Source organism: Mesorhizobium loti R88b, assembly GCF_013170845.1.
Classification (GTDB): Bacteria; Pseudomonadota; Alphaproteobacteria; order Rhizobiales; family Rhizobiaceae; genus Mesorhizobium; species Mesorhizobium loti_B.
In genome coordinates this window covers 1,903,737-1,920,195 of record NZ_CP033367.1, presented here as the reverse complement: position 1 = coordinate 1,920,195, position 16,459 = coordinate 1,903,737, and the positions used below count along the sequence as shown (strand labels likewise).

At 63.3% G+C, this 16,459-nt stretch carries 14 protein-coding genes; 7 read left to right on the top strand and 7 right to left on the bottom strand.

The genetic code is table 11. The features are described from left to right. Positions 1–75: 75 nt before the first annotated feature. Positions 76–714: an NrsF family protein gene (locus EB235_RS09375; RefSeq protein WP_027031249.1), complete on the bottom strand. Its 639-nt coding sequence runs from the start codon at positions 712–714 to the stop codon at positions 76–78. Position 715: 1 nt separating this feature from the next. Further along, positions 716–1,252, bottom strand: coding sequence for a sigma-70 family RNA polymerase sigma factor (locus tag EB235_RS09370; protein ID WP_027031250.1), 537 nt, complete (start codon positions 1,250–1,252; stop codon positions 716–718). Positions 1,253–1,583: 331 nt separating this feature from the next. Between EB235_RS09370 and EB235_RS09365 the strand changes: the two genes are divergently transcribed. The 3 genes from EB235_RS09365 to EB235_RS09355 all read left to right on the top strand — a co-directional run bounded on the left by EB235_RS09365 (position 1,584) and on the right by EB235_RS09355 (position 5,425). Further along, positions 1,584–2,591, top strand: coding sequence for an iron ABC transporter substrate-binding protein (locus EB235_RS09365; protein ID WP_027031251.1), 1,008 nt, complete (start codon positions 1,584–1,586; stop codon positions 2,589–2,591). Positions 2,592–2,765: 174 nt separating this feature from the next. Beyond that, positions 2,766–4,346, top strand: a complete 1,581-nt coding sequence (locus tag EB235_RS09360) for an ABC transporter permease (RefSeq protein WP_027031252.1) — start codon at positions 2,766–2,768, stop codon at positions 4,344–4,346. After that, positions 4,343–5,425: an ABC transporter ATP-binding protein gene (locus EB235_RS09355; protein WP_027031253.1), complete on the top strand. Its 1,083-nt coding sequence runs from the start codon at positions 4,343–4,345 to the stop codon at positions 5,423–5,425. The genes EB235_RS09360 and EB235_RS09355 overlap by 4 nt, the downstream gene beginning before the upstream one ends. Before the next feature lie 32 nt (positions 5,426–5,457). Here the strand turns inward: EB235_RS09355 and EB235_RS09350 are convergent, their stop codons facing one another. From EB235_RS09350 to EB235_RS09335, 4 genes are all read right to left on the bottom strand, one after another. Further along, positions 5,458–6,558, bottom strand: a complete 1,101-nt coding sequence (locus EB235_RS09350) for a sn-glycerol-3-phosphate import ATP-binding protein UgpC (RefSeq protein WP_027031254.1) — start codon at positions 6,556–6,558, stop codon at positions 5,458–5,460. Positions 6,559–6,571: 13 nt separating this feature from the next. Then, positions 6,572–7,486, bottom strand: coding sequence for an ABC transporter permease subunit (locus EB235_RS09345; protein ID WP_027031255.1), 915 nt, complete (start codon positions 7,484–7,486; stop codon positions 6,572–6,574). A 7-nt stretch (positions 7,487–7,493) separates the two neighbouring features. After that, complete coding sequence (locus tag EB235_RS09340) at positions 7,494–8,378, bottom strand: carbohydrate ABC transporter permease (RefSeq protein ID WP_027031256.1); 885 nt, start codon at positions 8,376–8,378, stop codon at positions 7,494–7,496. 104 nt (positions 8,379–8,482) lie between these two features. Beyond that, positions 8,483–9,835, bottom strand: a complete 1,353-nt coding sequence (locus EB235_RS09335; RefSeq protein ID WP_032925578.1) for an extracellular solute-binding protein — start codon at positions 9,833–9,835, stop codon at positions 8,483–8,485. A gap of 374 nt (positions 9,836–10,209) precedes the next feature. On the opposite strand from EB235_RS09335, the gene EB235_RS09330 reads away from it, so the two are divergent. Next, positions 10,210–12,660: a sensor domain-containing diguanylate cyclase gene (locus EB235_RS09330; RefSeq protein WP_027031258.1), complete on the top strand. Its 2,451-nt coding sequence runs from the start codon at positions 10,210–10,212 to the stop codon at positions 12,658–12,660. Between the two features lie 68 nt (positions 12,661–12,728). On the opposite strand, the gene tlpA is transcribed toward EB235_RS09330, so the two are convergent. Then, positions 12,729–13,409, bottom strand: coding sequence for a thiol:disulfide interchange protein TlpA (tlpA, locus tag EB235_RS09325; RefSeq protein ID WP_027031259.1), 681 nt, complete (start codon positions 13,407–13,409; stop codon positions 12,729–12,731). A 37-nt stretch (positions 13,410–13,446) separates the two neighbouring features. Between tlpA and argH the strand changes: the two genes are divergently transcribed. From argH to lysA, 3 genes are all read left to right on the top strand, one after another. After that, positions 13,447–14,847 (top strand): argininosuccinate lyase, encoded by a 1,401-nt coding sequence (gene argH, locus EB235_RS09320; protein ID WP_032925580.1) that lies wholly within the window; start codon positions 13,447–13,449, stop codon positions 14,845–14,847. Between the two features lie 70 nt (positions 14,848–14,917). Continuing rightward, positions 14,918–15,124: a hypothetical protein gene (locus EB235_RS09315; RefSeq protein ID WP_027031261.1), complete on the top strand. Its 207-nt coding sequence runs from the start codon at positions 14,918–14,920 to the stop codon at positions 15,122–15,124. 64 nt (positions 15,125–15,188) lie between these two features. Further along, positions 15,189–16,457, top strand: a complete 1,269-nt coding sequence (lysA, locus tag EB235_RS09310) for a diaminopimelate decarboxylase (RefSeq protein ID WP_027031262.1) — start codon at positions 15,189–15,191, stop codon at positions 16,455–16,457. Positions 16,458–16,459 lie beyond the last annotated feature (2 nt).

Below are 16,459 nucleotides of genomic sequence, written 5' to 3'. Positions count from 1 at the left end.
GATATGGAGAACCGGCAAACAATTGCCGGCATGATTAAGGATCGGTATGCACGAGGTATGGTCGCAGGTACCCAGCTACCAGCGCACGAAAAACCGCCCGCCCAGCGCGCCAAGCACAGCAAGGGCCGCGATCGCGATCGTGTACCAGGTGGCGACGAAAAGCGGTGAGTCGTCGAAACAGTGCGCGGCATAGAAGGTCGCCGCCAGCCCGCCGGCAAGCAGCCCCGCCACCGCGCCGGCAAGCACCGGCCGCGTCGGCGCGCCATAGCGCAGCATCCACAGGAAAATGGCCAGCGGGCCGATGCCTATCAGCGGGATGAAGCCCATGCAGATCATCATGTTGGAGCCGACCATGCGCGTGCCCCACAACGCCTCCGGCACCATGAAGAGCTCCAGCACCACCGCAACGGCGACCAGCAGCGGCGCCGCGATCATCCCCGCCATCGCCCGGCCTGTCGCCGCACCCGGTGTCGACAAGGCACGGATCAGGGCGAAGGCGCTGATGGCCAGCACGATGGTGAAAACGAATTTGGACAGAAAGCGCATCGTGTGCGCGGCCACCATGAAATCGGGGCGCAGACCGATCGTCAGCAGGAAAACGACCGCCGCAATGACAATGGCCGCGCCAGCCGCCAGCCACCAGGCCGAGCGCAGCGGCATCGCCTTGCTGCTTGCATCGGCGTCGAGCGCCCTGATGAGATCCTCGGTCCTCATGTCATTCCCGCCCAAAACGCTTGGCTATGGCGGCAAGTCCGCGATGCAGCGACACACGCACCGCCGTCTCGGTGATGCCGAACTTGGCGGCCGTCTCGCCGATGGATCGGCCTTCCACCGACACAGCCGAAACCACGGAACGCTGTGCCGGCGACAGGCCGTCGAGAGCCCTGTTGATGTCACGCTCGCTGACGGTTTCGGGCTCCGGCTCGGCGAACGTCTCGGCGATATCGTCGACATCGATCTCGATGCGCCGGCCGCGCCGCCGGAACGCGTCGATCAGCTTGAAGCGGGCGATCGCATAGATCCACGGCAGCACCGGCGCGTCCTGGCGCCAGGTATGCCGTTTCACATGAATGGCCAGCAAGGTTTCCTGCACGACATCCTCGGGATCGACTCCGCCCTGCACGATCTTGCGCCGCACAAAACCGCGAACCAACGCGGCAATCCGGTGCAGAAAGTCGGCGTAAGCCCTTTCATCTCCCGCGATCGCGGCCCGCAACAGCCGGGAAAGCTCGGCCTCGTCCTTGCCGCTCACAAGAGTTCACTCCCCCGATTTCGTGCCTCGGCACTGATTTGTTACGTGGCCGGCGAAATAATGTCCAAGCCAAATTACGGGCAAGTCACGAAAGTTTGCTGACAGGTCGATGTGAGCCGATGACGGTCGGTCCGCGGGCTTCTTCCAGCAAGGGGAGCCCGGATTCCCTTGGCGCGCCAACGCTCATCGGGCCAATCGCCGTTATTTTGCACCCGGTGGATTAATCGCCTGAGGCCAACGTTTGTGCCTGAGCGAGATCATCAATGTTGACTATCGTGGTCAGGTATCGATAGGTGGCCTCGTGCCAAAACCCCAGATCGAGGACGACACCATGAAATACACGCTTTCCACGCTCGTCGGCGCGACGGCGCTGGCAATTGGCCTGATCGCCGGCCCGGCGATGGCCGAGGATGCCGGCATCATCGTCTACAACGCCCAGCACGAAAGCCTGGCCAAGGAATGGGCCGAAGGTTTCACCAAGGAGACCGGCATCAAGGTCACCTTGCGCAATGGCGGTGACAGCGACTTCTCCAACCAGATCGTCGCCGAAGGCACCGCCTCGCCCGCCGACGTGTTCCTGACCGAAAACTCACCCGCCATGGTGCTGGTCGAGAATGCCGGCCTGTTCGCGCCGGTCGACGCCGACACGCTGGCTCAGGTGCCGCAGGACTATCAGGCAACCAGCGGCAAATGGGTGGGTGTGGCCGCGCGCAGCACCGTCTTTGCCTACAACACGACCAAACTCAAGACCGACCAGTTGCCCAAGTCGCTGCTCGATCTTGCCGACCCAAGCTGGAAGGGCCGTTGGGCGGCATCGCCCTCGGGTGCCGATTTCCAGGCCATCGTCAGCGCGCTGCTGCAGCTCAAGGGCGAGGCGGCGACGGCTGACTGGCTGAAGGCCATGAAGACAAACTTCACCGCCTACAAGGGCAACAGCACGGTGATGAAGGCGGTCAACGCCGGCGAGATCGAAGGCGGCGTGATCTATCATTATTACTACTTCGGCGATCAGGCCAAGACCGGCGAGAACAGCAAGAACGTTGCGCTGCACTATTTCAAGAACCAGGATCCGGGCGCTTTCGTCTCGGTCTCCGGTGGCGGCGTGCTCGCCTCGAGCAAGCATCCGAAGGAAGCCCAGGCCTTCCTGAAGTTTGTGACCGGCAAGGGCGGCCAGGATGTGCTGAAGAACGGTACGTCGTTCGAATACGCGGTCGGCAAGGAGGCCGAGTCCAATCCGAAGCTGGTGCCGCTGGTTGAGCTGCAGGCGCCGAAGGTCGACGCCACGACGTTGAACTCCAAGAAGGTCACCGACCTGATGACGGCAGCCGGCTTGCTTTAGTTGCCGTTCGTCCTGATAAGGACGTCAGACCGTGCTCCCGCGGGACTTTGCCTTCCGCGGGAGCGTTTTGTTTTGAGATGGCATTTTCGTCGATGACGACACGCTGCATTCCTGACCGCAACCGTGGTCCTTCAAAAGTTGCCGCTGGACGGCAGCGGCACGGCGTCTGACGTGATGCAGTCCGCGGTCGATCTCACGCGCTCGGGCCTGCCTTCGGGCACTGGCAGAAGGGCTCGAAGGCGCGTGGCGCCTTGGCTGATCACCGCCGCCATTTCCGTTTCGCTGCTCGCCCTTTTGCCGCTCGCCTTCATCATCTGGATCGCGGTGCAGACCGGCTGGGACACCGTCTCGGCGCTTGTCTTCCGGCCGCGCGTCGGCGAACTGTTGGTCAACACCACGCTGCTGGTGCTGCTGGCCGTGCCGATCGCCATCGTGCTGTCCGTCGCGCTGGCCTGGCTGACCGAACGTAGCGACCTGCCTGGCGCCCGGCTGTGGGCCTGGCTGTGCGTGGCGCCGCTCGCCATTCCCGCCTTCGTGCATTCCTATGCCTGGATCACCATGGTGCCCGGGCTGCATGGCCTGTGGGCCGGCGTGCTGGTATCCGTCATCGCCTATTTTCCCTTCCTCTATCTGCCCATATCGGCGGCGCTGCGGCGCCTCGATCCTGCCCTGGAGGATGCGGCCGCAGCCCTTGGCCTTGGGCCGTGGCGCGTATTCTGGCGTGTCGTGTTGCCGCAGCTCAGGCTCGCCATCTGCGGTGGCTCGCTGCTGGTCGGACTGCATCTGCTGGCCGAATACGGCCTCTATGTCTTCATCCGCTTCGACACCTTCACCACGGCGATCGTCGACCAGTTCCAGTCGACCTTCAACGGACCGGCCGCCAACATGCTGGCCGGCGTGCTGGTGACCTGCTGCTTCGTGCTTCTGGGCCTCGAAGTGCTGGTGCGCGGCGAGGAGCGCTATGCCCGTGTCGGCTCTGGTGCCGCCCGCTATCAGCAGCGCGCCAATCTCGGACGCGCCACCATCCCGAGCCTCCTCTTGCTTCTTGTCACCACGCTGCTGGCGCTGGGCGTGCCCTTCGTCACCATCGGCCGCTGGCTTGCCGCCGGCGGCACAGATGTGTGGCGCCTCGATGAGATCGGCCTGGCGCTTGGCCAGACGCTGTTCCTGGCGCTCGCCGGCGCCCTGCTCGCCACTGTCGCCGCCATGCCGATGGCCTGGATCTCGATCCGCGCCCCGGGACCGTTGCAGCGCTTGCTGGAGGGCTGCAACTACATCGTCGGCTCGCTGCCGGGTGTCGTCATCGCACTGGCGCTCGTCACCATCACCGTGCGCATCGCCCTGCCGCTCTATCAGACCCTGTTCACCATCCTGGTCGCCTATGCACTCATGTTCCTGCCACGCGCGCTGGTCAGCCTGCGCGCCTCGATCGCGCAGGCGCCGGTCGAGCTCGAGCGAGCCGCGTCCAGCCTCGGCCGGGCACCGCTCAACGCGCTGTGGTCGACGACCATCCGCCTGTCGGCGCCCGGAGCCGCGGCCGGCATGGCGCTGGTGGCGCTTGGCATCATGAACGAGCTGACCGCGACCCAGATGCTGGCGCCAAACGGCACCCGGACCCTGGCGATGGCGTTCTGGTCCTATAGTGGCGAGATTGATTATGCCTCTGCGGCGCCTTACGCCTTCATCATGGTAGCGATGTCGCTCCCCCTCACCTGGCTGCTCTATGTCCAGTCGAAACGGATGGCCGGACGATGAGCTTTCTCGAAATCAGCGGCCTGAAAAAGCATTACGGCCCGGTCGCCGCGCTGGCCGGTGTCGACCTGAGCGTCGCCAGCGGCAGCCGCACGGCGATCGTCGGACCATCCGGCTGTGGCAAAACCACCTTGCTGCGACTGATCGCCGGCTTCGAGGCACCCGACCAGGGCCGCATCGCGCTCGACGGTGAGGCGCTGGCCAATGGCGGTGTGGCGGTGCCGGCGCATCGCCGCGGCATCGGCGTTGTGGCGCAGGACGGCGCCCTGTTCCCGCATTTGACCATTGGCGACAACATCGGTTTCGGCATGGGCCGGAACGAGGACAAGCGCGCCGAGCGCATCGTAGAGCTCGCCTATATCGTCGGCCTGGACAAGGCGATCCTCAAGCGCCGTCCGCACGAACTTTCCGGCGGCCAGCAGCAGCGCGTGGCGCTCGCCCGTGCCATGGCGATGAAGCCGAGGCTGATGCTGCTCGACGAGCCGTTCTCGGCACTCGACACTGGCCTGCGCGCCTCGATGCGCAAGGCGGTGGCCGAACTTCTGGAGGCGGCCGGTATCACCACCATCCTGGTGACGCATGACCAGGCCGAAGCGCTGTCCTTCGCTGCCCAGGTGGCGGTGATGCGCGACGGAAAATTCTCGCAGGTCGGCACGCCGCGCGACCTTTACCTCAAGCCGAAGGACAGGATGATCGCCGAATTCCTCGGCGACGCCATCATCCTGCCGGCAAAGATATCAGATGGCTTCGCCAACTCATCTCTCGGCCGCATCGCTGTCGACACAAAGGAGCGGCGCGATGTCGCCCGCATCATGCTGCGGCCGGAGCAGATCGCATTGAAAAGAACGTCGCGCGAAGGCATGTCTGGTACATCGGACATGCCGTTCGGCGAGGTGACGGAATCGGAATTCGCCGGCTCGACGTGCACGATCGCGGTGCGGCTCCTGAACAATTCCGACCCGCCGGACGCCGCCGCCATCGGCAACACGCCGCTGATCCTGCGCAAATCCGGCATGGACGCGCCGGCGGTCGGCGAGATCGTGCGGCTGACCGTGTCGGGAAAGGCGCATGTCTTCGCCTGAGCGTCCGAAGGCTTACGGCTCAGGCTTGAAGATCAGAGCGCCGGCTCGGGGACGGACGCCTTGAACACATCGAGGCGGCTTCCCGTCTCCGACGAGAAGAAATGCATGTCCTCGGGCGAAATCTTGAGACCAACAGTAGTGCCAGGCTCCAGGTGCACAGCCTCCGAAGTCATCACCGAAAACGGCGCACCGTCCAGATCGACATAGATGACCCGCCCCGCGCCAAGTTCCTCGACCAGGTCGACGGTGGCATTGAGCGCGCCGGCCGTGTCCGGAGCCACCAGACGGACGGCTTCCGGCCGGATGCCCATCGCCACCTTGGTGCCGACCGGCAGGCCGGCGCGTGCCATCGTCAGGCGGCGGCTACCGCCAAGCAGCGACAGCCCGTCGAGCTCGACCGTGCCTTCCAGAATGTTCATCGCCGGCGCGCCGACGAAGGTGGCAACGAAGCGGCTGGCCGGACGGCTGTAGACTTCCGCCGGTGTACCGACCTGTTCGACACGCCCGCCATTCATCACCACCAGCCGGTCGGCCAGTGTCATCGCCTCGACCTGGTCGTGGGTGACGAAGACCGAAGTGACGTTGAGCCGGCGATGCAGCTTGCGGATTTCGGAGCGCATCTGGACGCGCAGCTTGGCGTCGAGGTTGGACAGCGGCTCGTCGAACAGGAACACTTTGGGTTCGCGGATCATGGCGCGGCCCATGGCGACACGCTGCCTCTGGCCGCCGGAAAGCGCCATCGGCTTGCGGTCGAGCAGATGCTGGAGCTCCAGAGTGCGGGCGACCGCCTGGATGCGCTGCGTGCGCTCAGCCGCGGGAACGCCGGCCACTTTCAGCGAATAGCCGATGTTCTGCGCTACGCTCATATGCGGATAGAGCGCGTAGTTCTGGAACACCATGGCGCAGCCACGCTCGCGCGGCTCCAGTTTGTTGACCACGGTGCCGTCAATCGCGATCGTGCCGTCGGAGATCTCCTCCAGGCCGGCGATCATGCGCAGCAGCGTGGACTTGCCGCAGCCGGAAGGCCCGAGAATGACGACGAATTCGCCCGAGGCGAAGTCGAGGTCGACACCGTGCACGACCTGCGTCTTGGCGTAATTCTTCTTGACACCGCGAATGGTGATGGAGGCCATTGTTTGTCTCCTGTTATTTCTCGGTGGCGATCAGGCCACGCACGATCCAGCGTTGCATGAGCACCACGACAAGCAGCGGCGGCAGCATGATGATAAGCGTGCCTGCCATGGCAATATGCCATTCCGGAGTGCCGCCGACATTGGGAATGAGCTGCTTTAACTCGGTCACTGCCATCGCATGCGACTGGTCGGTGGTGATGAGCAGCGGCCACAGATACTGGTTCCAGGCCCAGAGGAACATGATGGTGCCGAGAGCGGCCATATTGTTGCGCGACAGCGGAAGAAGGACATCGATGAAGAAACGCAGTGGCCCGGCCCCGTCCATGCGCGCCGCCTCGGTCAGTTCATCCGGCAGGGTGAGGAAGAACTGCCGGTAGAGGAATGTGCCGGTCGCCGTGGCGACCAACGGCAGGATCAGTCCGGGGTAGGAATTGAGCAGCCCGAGGTTGAGCGAGACCTGCACCCCCGACACCTTCTCGATCAGCCAGCTCAAGCCTGTCAAATCGAGGATGGCCTGATAGGGCGACAGCACGTTGGCGACGACCGCGTAGGTCGGCACGATGCGCACTTCCAGCGGCAGCATCAGCGTGATGAAGATCAGCCAGAACATGAACATCCGGCCGGGAAAGCGGAAATAGACGATCGAGAAGGCGGTGAGCGCCGAAATGATCACTTTGCCCGCCGCCACGCCGCCGGCGACGATGAAGCTGTTGAGCAGTTTGGGGCCGAGATCGGCTGTCACCCAAGCCGTCTTGATGTTGACCCAGAAGTCGCTGCCCGGCAGCAGCGACATCGGCACATCGTTGACATCCTTGAGGTTGTGGGACGCGGCGATGGCGACAATCAGGAACGGCGCGATACAGAAGACAAAGCCGATGAACAGGATCAGATGCGTGAAGAAATTGAGGAATGGGGTGCGCTCTACCATGTCATCCTCACCCGTAGTGCACGCGCCGCTCGATGAAGCGGAACTGGAAGATGGTGAGCAGGATGATAAGCAGCATCAGGATGATGCTCTGCGCGGCGGCACCCGAATAATCCAGACCTTTGAAGCCGTCGGAATAGATCTTGTAGACCATCAGATTGGTTGCGTTCGCCGGCCCGCCTGATGTCATGATGTCGACGATGCCGAAGGAATCCTGGAAGCTTTCGGTGATGTTGATGACCAGAAGGAAGAAGATCGTCGGCGTGATCAGCGGGAACTGGATGTCCCAGAAACGCCTGATGACGCCCGAACCGTCCATTGCGGCGGCCTCGATCAGCGAGCGGGGTATGGCCTGGAACGCGGCGAGGAAGAAGATGAAGTTGTAGCCGACATATTTCCACGAGAAGGCGACGATGATCGACGCCATGGCATCCGCGCCATCGAGACCCGGATCCCAGATCCCCGGCCACATCCGGTTGACGACGGAAAGGAACCCCGCCTCCGGCGCCAGGATGAAGCGGAACGCCAGCGCCAGCGCGGGCGCAGCGATGCCATAGGGCCAGATCAGCACCACGCGATAGAGGCGCGAGCCAGCGAGTTGCCGATCGGTCAAGGCGGCGAGCACGAGCGCGATGAACATCGCAAGCCCGGTGCTGATGCCGGCAAAGACGAGGCTGGCGGTAATCGAGTTCCAGTAGTCGGCGTTGGCCAGGATCGAGCGGAAATTGTCGAGCCCGACCCAGATGTTGCCACCGCCCCAGGGCTGCTGCAACGTCAGCGACCAGTATACGGCCTGGCCGGCCGGCCAGTAGAAGAAGGTGAAGATAAGAAGCAGTTGCGGCACCGCGAAAAGGATGCCGATCGTCCAACTGCTGAAGGTAACGCGTTTTTCCATCGGTCCGCCGATGCCGCACAACGGCCACTTAGAGCAAAGATGAGATTAATATACGAAATGGCCGCCCGTCGAATCTGGACGGACGGCCCTTCCGCTACCCGGGATCAGGGCAGGGTCTTACCCGGATAGGTCTGCTGGAAGCGGTCGAGGATGGCGTCGCCGTTCTTGACCAGCGTGTCGAGGCCTTCCTGGACGCTGACCTTGTTGGCGAAGATCGCCTGCATCTGCGTGCCGAACTCGGCGCGGATCTGGGTGAAGTTGCCCAGGCGCACACCGCGGGTGACTTCGGTCGGCTCGGACGCGGTCAGGCTGGCGATCGCGGTTTCACGGCCCTTGTAGGGCGCCTTGTCGTAGAAGCCCTGGCCCTTCATGTAGTCGAAGCCCGACTTGGTCACCGGGATGTAGCCGGTGTTGGTCGACCAGAACAGCGCCGTTTTGGGATCGTGGATGAAGTTGAGGAACGCGGCCGCGCCCTTGTACTCGGCATCCGACTTACCCGAGAGAACCCACAGCGAAGCGCCGCCGACGAGCGAATTCTTGCGCTCGGTGCCGGCATAGACCGGCAGTTCGGCAACATCCCAGTTCATGCCTTCCTTCTGGGTCCGGCCGACGGTGCCGTGGTCGCCGACCGACGTCAGGATGACCTGGCAGGTGCCCGAGGCGAAGGCCTGAACCATGTCCTGGCCGAGGTCCTTGGACTTGATCTTGATAAGACCGGAATCATACCACTTCTTCAAGTCGGTGACGTACTGGACGAACTTGGTCTTGTTGACTTCCAGGCGCGCGTCGAGGCCGTCATAGCCGTTGTTCTTGGTGGCGACCGGCTGATTGTGGATGGCCGAGAACTGCTCCATCAGCTGCCAGCTTTCGTTGGCCGAGATGTTGATCGCCATCGGGCATTCATAGCCGGCGTCCTTCATGGCCTGAAGGTCGGCGCCGACATCTTCCCAAGTCTTTGGCGCTTCGGTCTTGCCGATCTTGGCGAAGGCGTCCTTGTTCCAGTACATCAGCGCGGTCGAGGAATTGAACGGGAAGGACAGCATTTCGCCCTTCGACGTCGCGTAATAGCGCGCGATACCGGGGAAATAGTCGGCGTAGTCGATCTTGTAGCCGTTTTCTTCCATCAGCTTGTCGGCGGGCTTGTAGGCGCCCGACAGCATCATGGTGGCGGTGCCGACGTCATAGACCTGAACGACGGTCGGCTGCTTGCCGGCACGGAAGGCAGCGATGGTGTTCTGCAGCGTGGCGTCGTAATTGCCCTGACTGGTGCAGACCACCTCATAATCGGACTGCGAAGCGTTGAAGTTCTTGCACATCGTGTCGACGACACGGGCGAGATCGCCTGAAAGGCCGAACCAGAAATCGAATTTTACCGGCTCTGCAAAGGCAGGCATTGCGAGCGCGGTGCTGAGCGCGCCAGCGGCAAGGGCAGCAAAGCCCCGCTTGATCATGGTCATGGGTTTTCCCTCTTGAGTGGCTAGAGACAAGGGTCTTGCGCAAGTCCTTGCCCGCTCTCTTAGAGAAGGTATGTGACAGTTCTGTTGTGGCCTCCGGCCTTTGCACAGCTGCTCATTCCTCGCCTTCGGCGGCTTGGCCGGCATCAAAACGTCACACCGGCGCCTTTCTAGCTAGGGCGTCTGTTGAGGGCGTAAAGACCATGACCGGCAGCCATGATTATCCGACTAAAGGGGTCATGAAATGTCGGTGCGGCAGCTGACGCCTGCGCCGAGAAAGCACGCTACGGTTGCAGGCGGACTTATCGATCCTTCAACAGCCAAGCATTAATCAGTCATATTTCGTTTCTTATCTCCGGTGGGCTTGGGGAAATAAGATGTTGACGGTCTACAATTGCATCGTGAACCAGCACGATCTGAGACTGGTCGCGCTCGCCGCACTGATCTGCGGAATTTCCTGTTTCTCTGCTGTCAGCCTGCTTCGCCACATCAGCCGCTCAGCGGACCGGAACAGGCTTGCCTGGCTGATGATCGCGGCCACGTCGACCGGCTTCGGCATCTGGGCAACGCATTTCATCGCCATGCTTGCGTTCACGCCGGGCATTCCCAGTGCCTACGAGCCGGCGCTTTCCGTGCTCTCGCTCGCTGCCTCGGTCACGCTGACGGCGGCCGGTATGTGGATCGCCACCTTGCGGGACGAGCTCGATTATCATCTCGTCGGTGGCGCCGTTCTGGGTGGCGGCATCGCCGCCATGCACTACATCGGCATGGCGGCGTTCGAGGTCCAGGGCCGGATCGAGTGGAACCTGCTGCTTGTCGCCGTCTCCCTGCTGGCTGGCGTGACGCTCGCGGCGCTGGCGCTGCGTGTCGTGCTGCGCCGCCCCTCCCTGGCCGCGACATCCGCCGGCGCGGTGCTGCTGACGCTGGCGATCTGCACCTTGCATTTCATCGGCATGGGTGCGGTCTCGATCTTTCCCGATTCCTCGATCGTCATATCCGAATACACGATCGAGCCGACCTCGCAGGCTTTCGCGGCCGCGGCCGCCACTCTGGTGATCCTGGTGTTGTCGGCATCGGCGCTGTGGATCGATTTGCGCTTCCGTCGCCAAAAGCTCGAGGTCGACCGCATGCACGGCCTGGCCAATGCCGCCGTGGAAGGCCTGATCGTCTGCGACGGCAACCGCATCGTCAGTGCCAATGACAGCATGGGCAAGCTGACCGGCACGCCGGCGGCAATGCTTGCCGGCACGGATCTGGGCGAGCTCTTCGACGAACGCACTGCAGCCGACGCGGCCGGCTTGGAAGGCCAGCCGCGGGAGGCGGAATTGAGGAACCGCGACGGAACGCGAATTCCCGTAGAGCTGATCGCCCGAAGCATCGACTATTGCGGTAAGCCCCACAACGTCATCGCTGTCCGCGACGTTCGCGAACGCAAGAAGGCGGAGCAGGAGATCCTTCGCCTCGCCCATTTCGACCCGCTGACAGGGCTTGCCAATCGCCGTTCCTTCTCCAGCCGTCTTGACGCGGAAATCGCATCCATGACCAGGATCGCCAATACCGGCAAGGGCGTCAAAGGCCGGCATCTTGCGCTTCTGCTGTTCGACCTCGACCGCTTCAAGGAGGTGAACGACCTTTACGGTCATGGCGCCGGCGATGCGATGCTGCAGAAAGTGGCGACCTGCGCGGCCGGCGTTCTGCGCCACGGCCAGATGCTTGCGCGCCTCGGCGGCGACGAATTCGCCGTCATCGCGCCCGACCTGCCCGACCCGCAGGCGGCTGGCCGAATCGCCGGGTCACTGCTCGCCGCCATGCGCGGGGAAAACCGGGGCGCGGTCGGCGGCGGCCTCGTCTCGGCCAGCATCGGCATCGCGATCTATCCGCTCGATGCCGAGGACCAGACCAGCCTGATCAGTCATGCCGACACGGCACTCTATCGCGCCAAGACCGAAGGCCGGGATACCTATCGCTATTTCGAGGCGTCGATGGGCGCCGAGGCCCGCGACAAGCGGGTCATGGAGCACGAATTGCGCCAGGCCGTGGTGCGCGGCGAATTCTACCTCGTCTACCAGCCGCAGAAGGAGATCAGCAGCGGCAAGATGGTTGGCTTCGAAGCCCTGATCCGCTGGCGCCATCCAGGGCGCGGCGACGTTCCCCCAGGCATATTCATCCCGGTGGCCGAGGACAGCGGCGCTATCGGGCAGATCGGCGACTGGGTGCTCGACGCGGCCTGCGAGGAAGCCGCCCGCTGGGAAAATCCGCTGGCGGTCGCCGTCAACGTCTCCGCGGTACAACTTCACAATCCCAATTTCGGCCGCAAGGTGCACGAGACCTTGCTGAGAACCGGCCTCGCCCCCGCCAGGCTGGAACTCGAAATCACCGAAACCGCACTGGTGAAGGACATGCCGCGTGCGCTGGCAACCTTGCGGCAGGTCAAGGCACTTGGCGTGCGCGTGGCCATGGACGATTTCGGAACCGGCTATTCCTCGCTTTCCAACCTGCGCGCCTTCCCTTTCGACAAGATCAAGATCGACTCCTCCTTCATCAAGGCGGTGGACACCAACGGCCAGGTCGCGGCCATCGTGCGCGCCGTGTTGGGGCTGGGGCGCGGCCTTGGCCTGCCGGTTCTTGCCGAAGGCGTCGAGACGCTGGGCGAGTTGAAGTTCCTGGACGCGGAAGCCTGCGAAATCGGCCAGGGCTACTATCTCGGCAAGCCGGCACCGATCGAGGCGTTCGACGACCTGACCGGCCACGGCAAGCGCACTCCGGCGCGCGCCCATCGCAAGGATGGCGGTGTTGTATCGCTCAAGTCAAAGCTGCGCTCGGCCTAGTCTAGGGAAAGCGCTACGCGCTTTTCCCTCGGAAAACCGTTGCCTACTTTTCCTGGAATTGCTTGATCTTACGACCCGAGTGCGGTCTCGACCAGCCGCTTGGCATCAGGCCCCGACCATTCGGCCGGACCGTTCATATGGGCGATCAGGCAACCCTCGCCGTCGATCAGCATGGTGACGGGAAGGCCGAGCGCCAGGCCACGCGCCTTGAGGTCGTTGAACAGCGCCACCGTCGAATCCCGGTAGTAACCGAGCGCCTCGACACCTGTGTCCTTGAGAAATTTCTTCGGCTTTTGATCGTCGCCGGCATCGACATTGACGGCCACGACCTGGAAGGCGTCGCTGCCCTTTTCCTTCTGCAGCGCATCGAGCGCCGGCATTTCGGCGCGACACGGCGCGCACCATGTCGCCCACAGATTGAGCAGCACCGTCTTGCCGGCATGATCGGCGATCGTCATCGGCTTGCCGTCCGGACCATTGAAGGCAAGGCTCTTCAGGGATTGCGGCGGATCAGCGGGCAACAAAGCGGCGACCTCGCCGGTGGCGGCAGCCGCGACCTTCTTGGCCCGGTCGCTCTTGGCGGCGCAGGCGACGTCGTCCTTGCTGTCGCCGACCGCCGCTTGGGGTGCGCCGTTGTTGCCAGACCGGCTCTCGCTGACATATACCGCGACCGCGCCGGCCAGCACTCCCGCCACCAGGGCGGCGAGGATCAGGCGCGGTGCCGGGAAAAATCTGTTTCCGTCTGCCATTTTCTCAAAACTGCTCCGAAGCACGGGTTTTATAGCGATGAGCGACAAGAAGACCAGCAACCAGATGTGGGGCGGACGATTTGCCTCGGGTCCGGCCGCGATCATGGAAGCGATCAACGCGTCGATCTCGTTCGACCGCAAACTCTACGCGCAGGACATCCGCGGCTCGATCGCCCATAGCGAGATGCTTGCGCAAACGGGCATTATTTCGGCGGCCGATCAAGAAAAAATCGCTCACGGGCTGAACACGATCCTGAAAGAGATCGAGGCCGGTACGTTCGAGTTTTCGACCAGGCTGGAAGACATCCACATGAATGTCGAGGCTCGCCTCGCCGACCTGATCGGCCCGGCCGCCGGCCGCCTGCACACCGCGCGCTCGCGCAACGACCAGGTGGCGGTCGATCTGAGGCTTTGGGTCAAGGACGAATGCTTTCGCGTCGCAGAGGCGCTGAAGGGCCTGATCACTGCGCTGCTGGAGCGAGCCGAGGAACATGCGGCGACCGTGATGCCGGGCTTTACCCATATGCAGGCGGCGCAGCCGGTGACCTTCGGCCATCATTGCATGGCCTATGTCGAGATGTTTTCGCGCGACCTGTCGCGGACCCGCGATGCGATCGAACGCATGGACGAGAGCCCGCTGGGTGCTGCCGCCCTTGCCGGCACCAGCTTCCCCATCGACCGCCACCAGACCGCCAAGGCGCTCGGCTTCCGCGAGCCGATGCGCAATTCGCTGGACAGCGTTTCGGATCGCGATTTCGCGCTGGAGTTCCTTGCCATGGCCGCGATCTGCGCCACGCATCTGTCGCGGCTGGCGGAAGAAATCATCATCTGGTCGACGCCGCAGTTCGGCTTCATCAGGCTGTCGGACAGTTTTTCGACCGGCTCCTCGATCATGCCGCAGAAGAAGAACCCCGACGCCGCCGAACTGGTGCGTGGCAAGACCGGACGCGTCACCGGTCACCTGGTCGGCCTGCTGACCGTGATGAAGGGCATGCCTTTGACCTATGGCAAGGACATGCAGGAAGACAAGGAATCCGTCTTCGATGCCGCCGAGACCCTCGACCTGATGCTGGCCGCGATGACCGGCATGGTCTCGGACATGACAGTCAACGCAGCGGCGATGAAGAAGGCCGCCGGCTCCGGCCACGCGACCGCGACCGACCTCGCCGACTGGCTGGTGCGCACGCTGGGCCTGCCGTTCCGCGAGGCGCATCACGTCACCGGCCGCGCCGTCGCGCTGGCCGAGGATAAGAAGGTGAGCCTGGAGAAGCTTTCGCTCGAGGACCTGCAATCGATCAATCCGGGCATCACGGCGGACATATTTTCGGTGCTGGCGGTGCAGAACTCGGTCAAGAGCCGCACCAGCTTCGGCGGCACCGCGCCGTCGGAGGTGAGGAAGCAGATCCGGACCTGGAAAAAGCGACTGGCGAAAGCCTAAGCCAGGGGTGCAATACATCGAGAACTCGGCTAAAAGCGGCGGCTGGCAAACATTTCGGACGGATGGATCGATGACCGGAAGCAGGATTTTGGTGACGCTGACGCTGCTGGCGGCGCTGGCTGTCGTTTCGGCTTGCGGTCGCAAGGCCGGTCTCGACACCCCCTATGAAGCCGCCGAACAGGCCCGCAAGGATGCCGAGAAGGCCAAGCAGCCGCTGCCGCCGGAGCCGGAAAAACCGGTCAAGGACAAGAAGTTCTTCCTAGACCCGCTGATCTAGAGCCGACGGGACCGGGGCATTCCAGCCCGATCTCTTCGTGCTCCAACTTTCCGGAACCACTCTCGTGAACCATTTCGACTACCGCGACGGCGTGCTCCATGCCGAAGACGTGGCAATCCCCGATATCGCCGCGCAGGTCGGCACCCCCTTCTACTGTTATTCGACGGCCACGCTGACCCGGCACTACCGCGTGTTTGCCCAGGCCTTTGCCGGGCTCGACACGCAGGTCTGCTACGCCATGAAGGCCAACTCCAACCAGGCCGTGCTGCGCACTCTGGCGAAGCTCGGTGCCGGCGCCGACGTGGTCTCGGAAGGCGAATTGCGGCGCGCTTTGGCCGCCGGCATTCCGGCAAGCAAGATCCTGTTTTCGGGCGTCGGCAAGACGGCGCGTGAAATGGACTTTGCGCTCGAAGCCGGCATCCTTTGCTTCAACGTCGAATCCGAGCCGGAGCTTGAGCTGCTTTCAGCCCGCGCCGTGGCGCTCGGCAAGGTGGCGCCGATCTCGCTGCGTATCAATCCCGATGTCGACGCCAAGACCCACAAGAAGATTTCCACCGGCAAGGCCGAGAACAAGTTCGGCATTCCGTGGCAGCGGGCGCGGCAGGTTTACGCCCATGCGGCTGCGTTGCCGGGCATCAAGATCACCGGCATCGACACCCATATCGGCAGCCAGATTACCGAACTGCAGCCTTTCGACGACGCCTTCGCCCTGCTGGTCGATCTGGTCGGCACGCTGCGCGCCGACGGCCATGCCATCGAGCATGTCGATCTTGGCGGAGGGCTGGGCATTCCCTACCGTGTCGACAACAATCCACCACCCCTGCCCGATGCCTATGCCCAGATCGTCAGGAAGCATGTCACCAAGCTCGGACTAAAGGTGATGTTCGAGCCGGGCCGGCTGATTGTCGGCAATGCCGGTATCCTGGTCTCGGAAGTGATCTTCGTGAAGGAAGGCGACGCGAAGAATTTCCTTGTCGTCGACGCCGCCATGAACGATTTGATCCGGCCGACGCTCTACGACGCCTTCCACGAGATCAGACCGGTCGTGCAGCCACCGGCCGACACGCCGCGCATGATGGTCGACGTGGTCGGCCAGGTCTGCGAAACCGGTGACTATCTCGGCCTCGACCGCGATCTGCCCAGGCTGAAGGCCGGCGATCTCATTGCCGTTTCCACGGCCGGCGCCTATGGCGCGGTGCAAGCCGGCACCTACAACACCCGCCTGCTGGTGCCCGAGGTGCTGGTCGACGGCGACCGTTTCCACGTCGTGCGCCCGCGCCTGACCTATGACGATCTGCTCGGCCTGGATTCGATGCCCGACTGGCTTGCATAGGT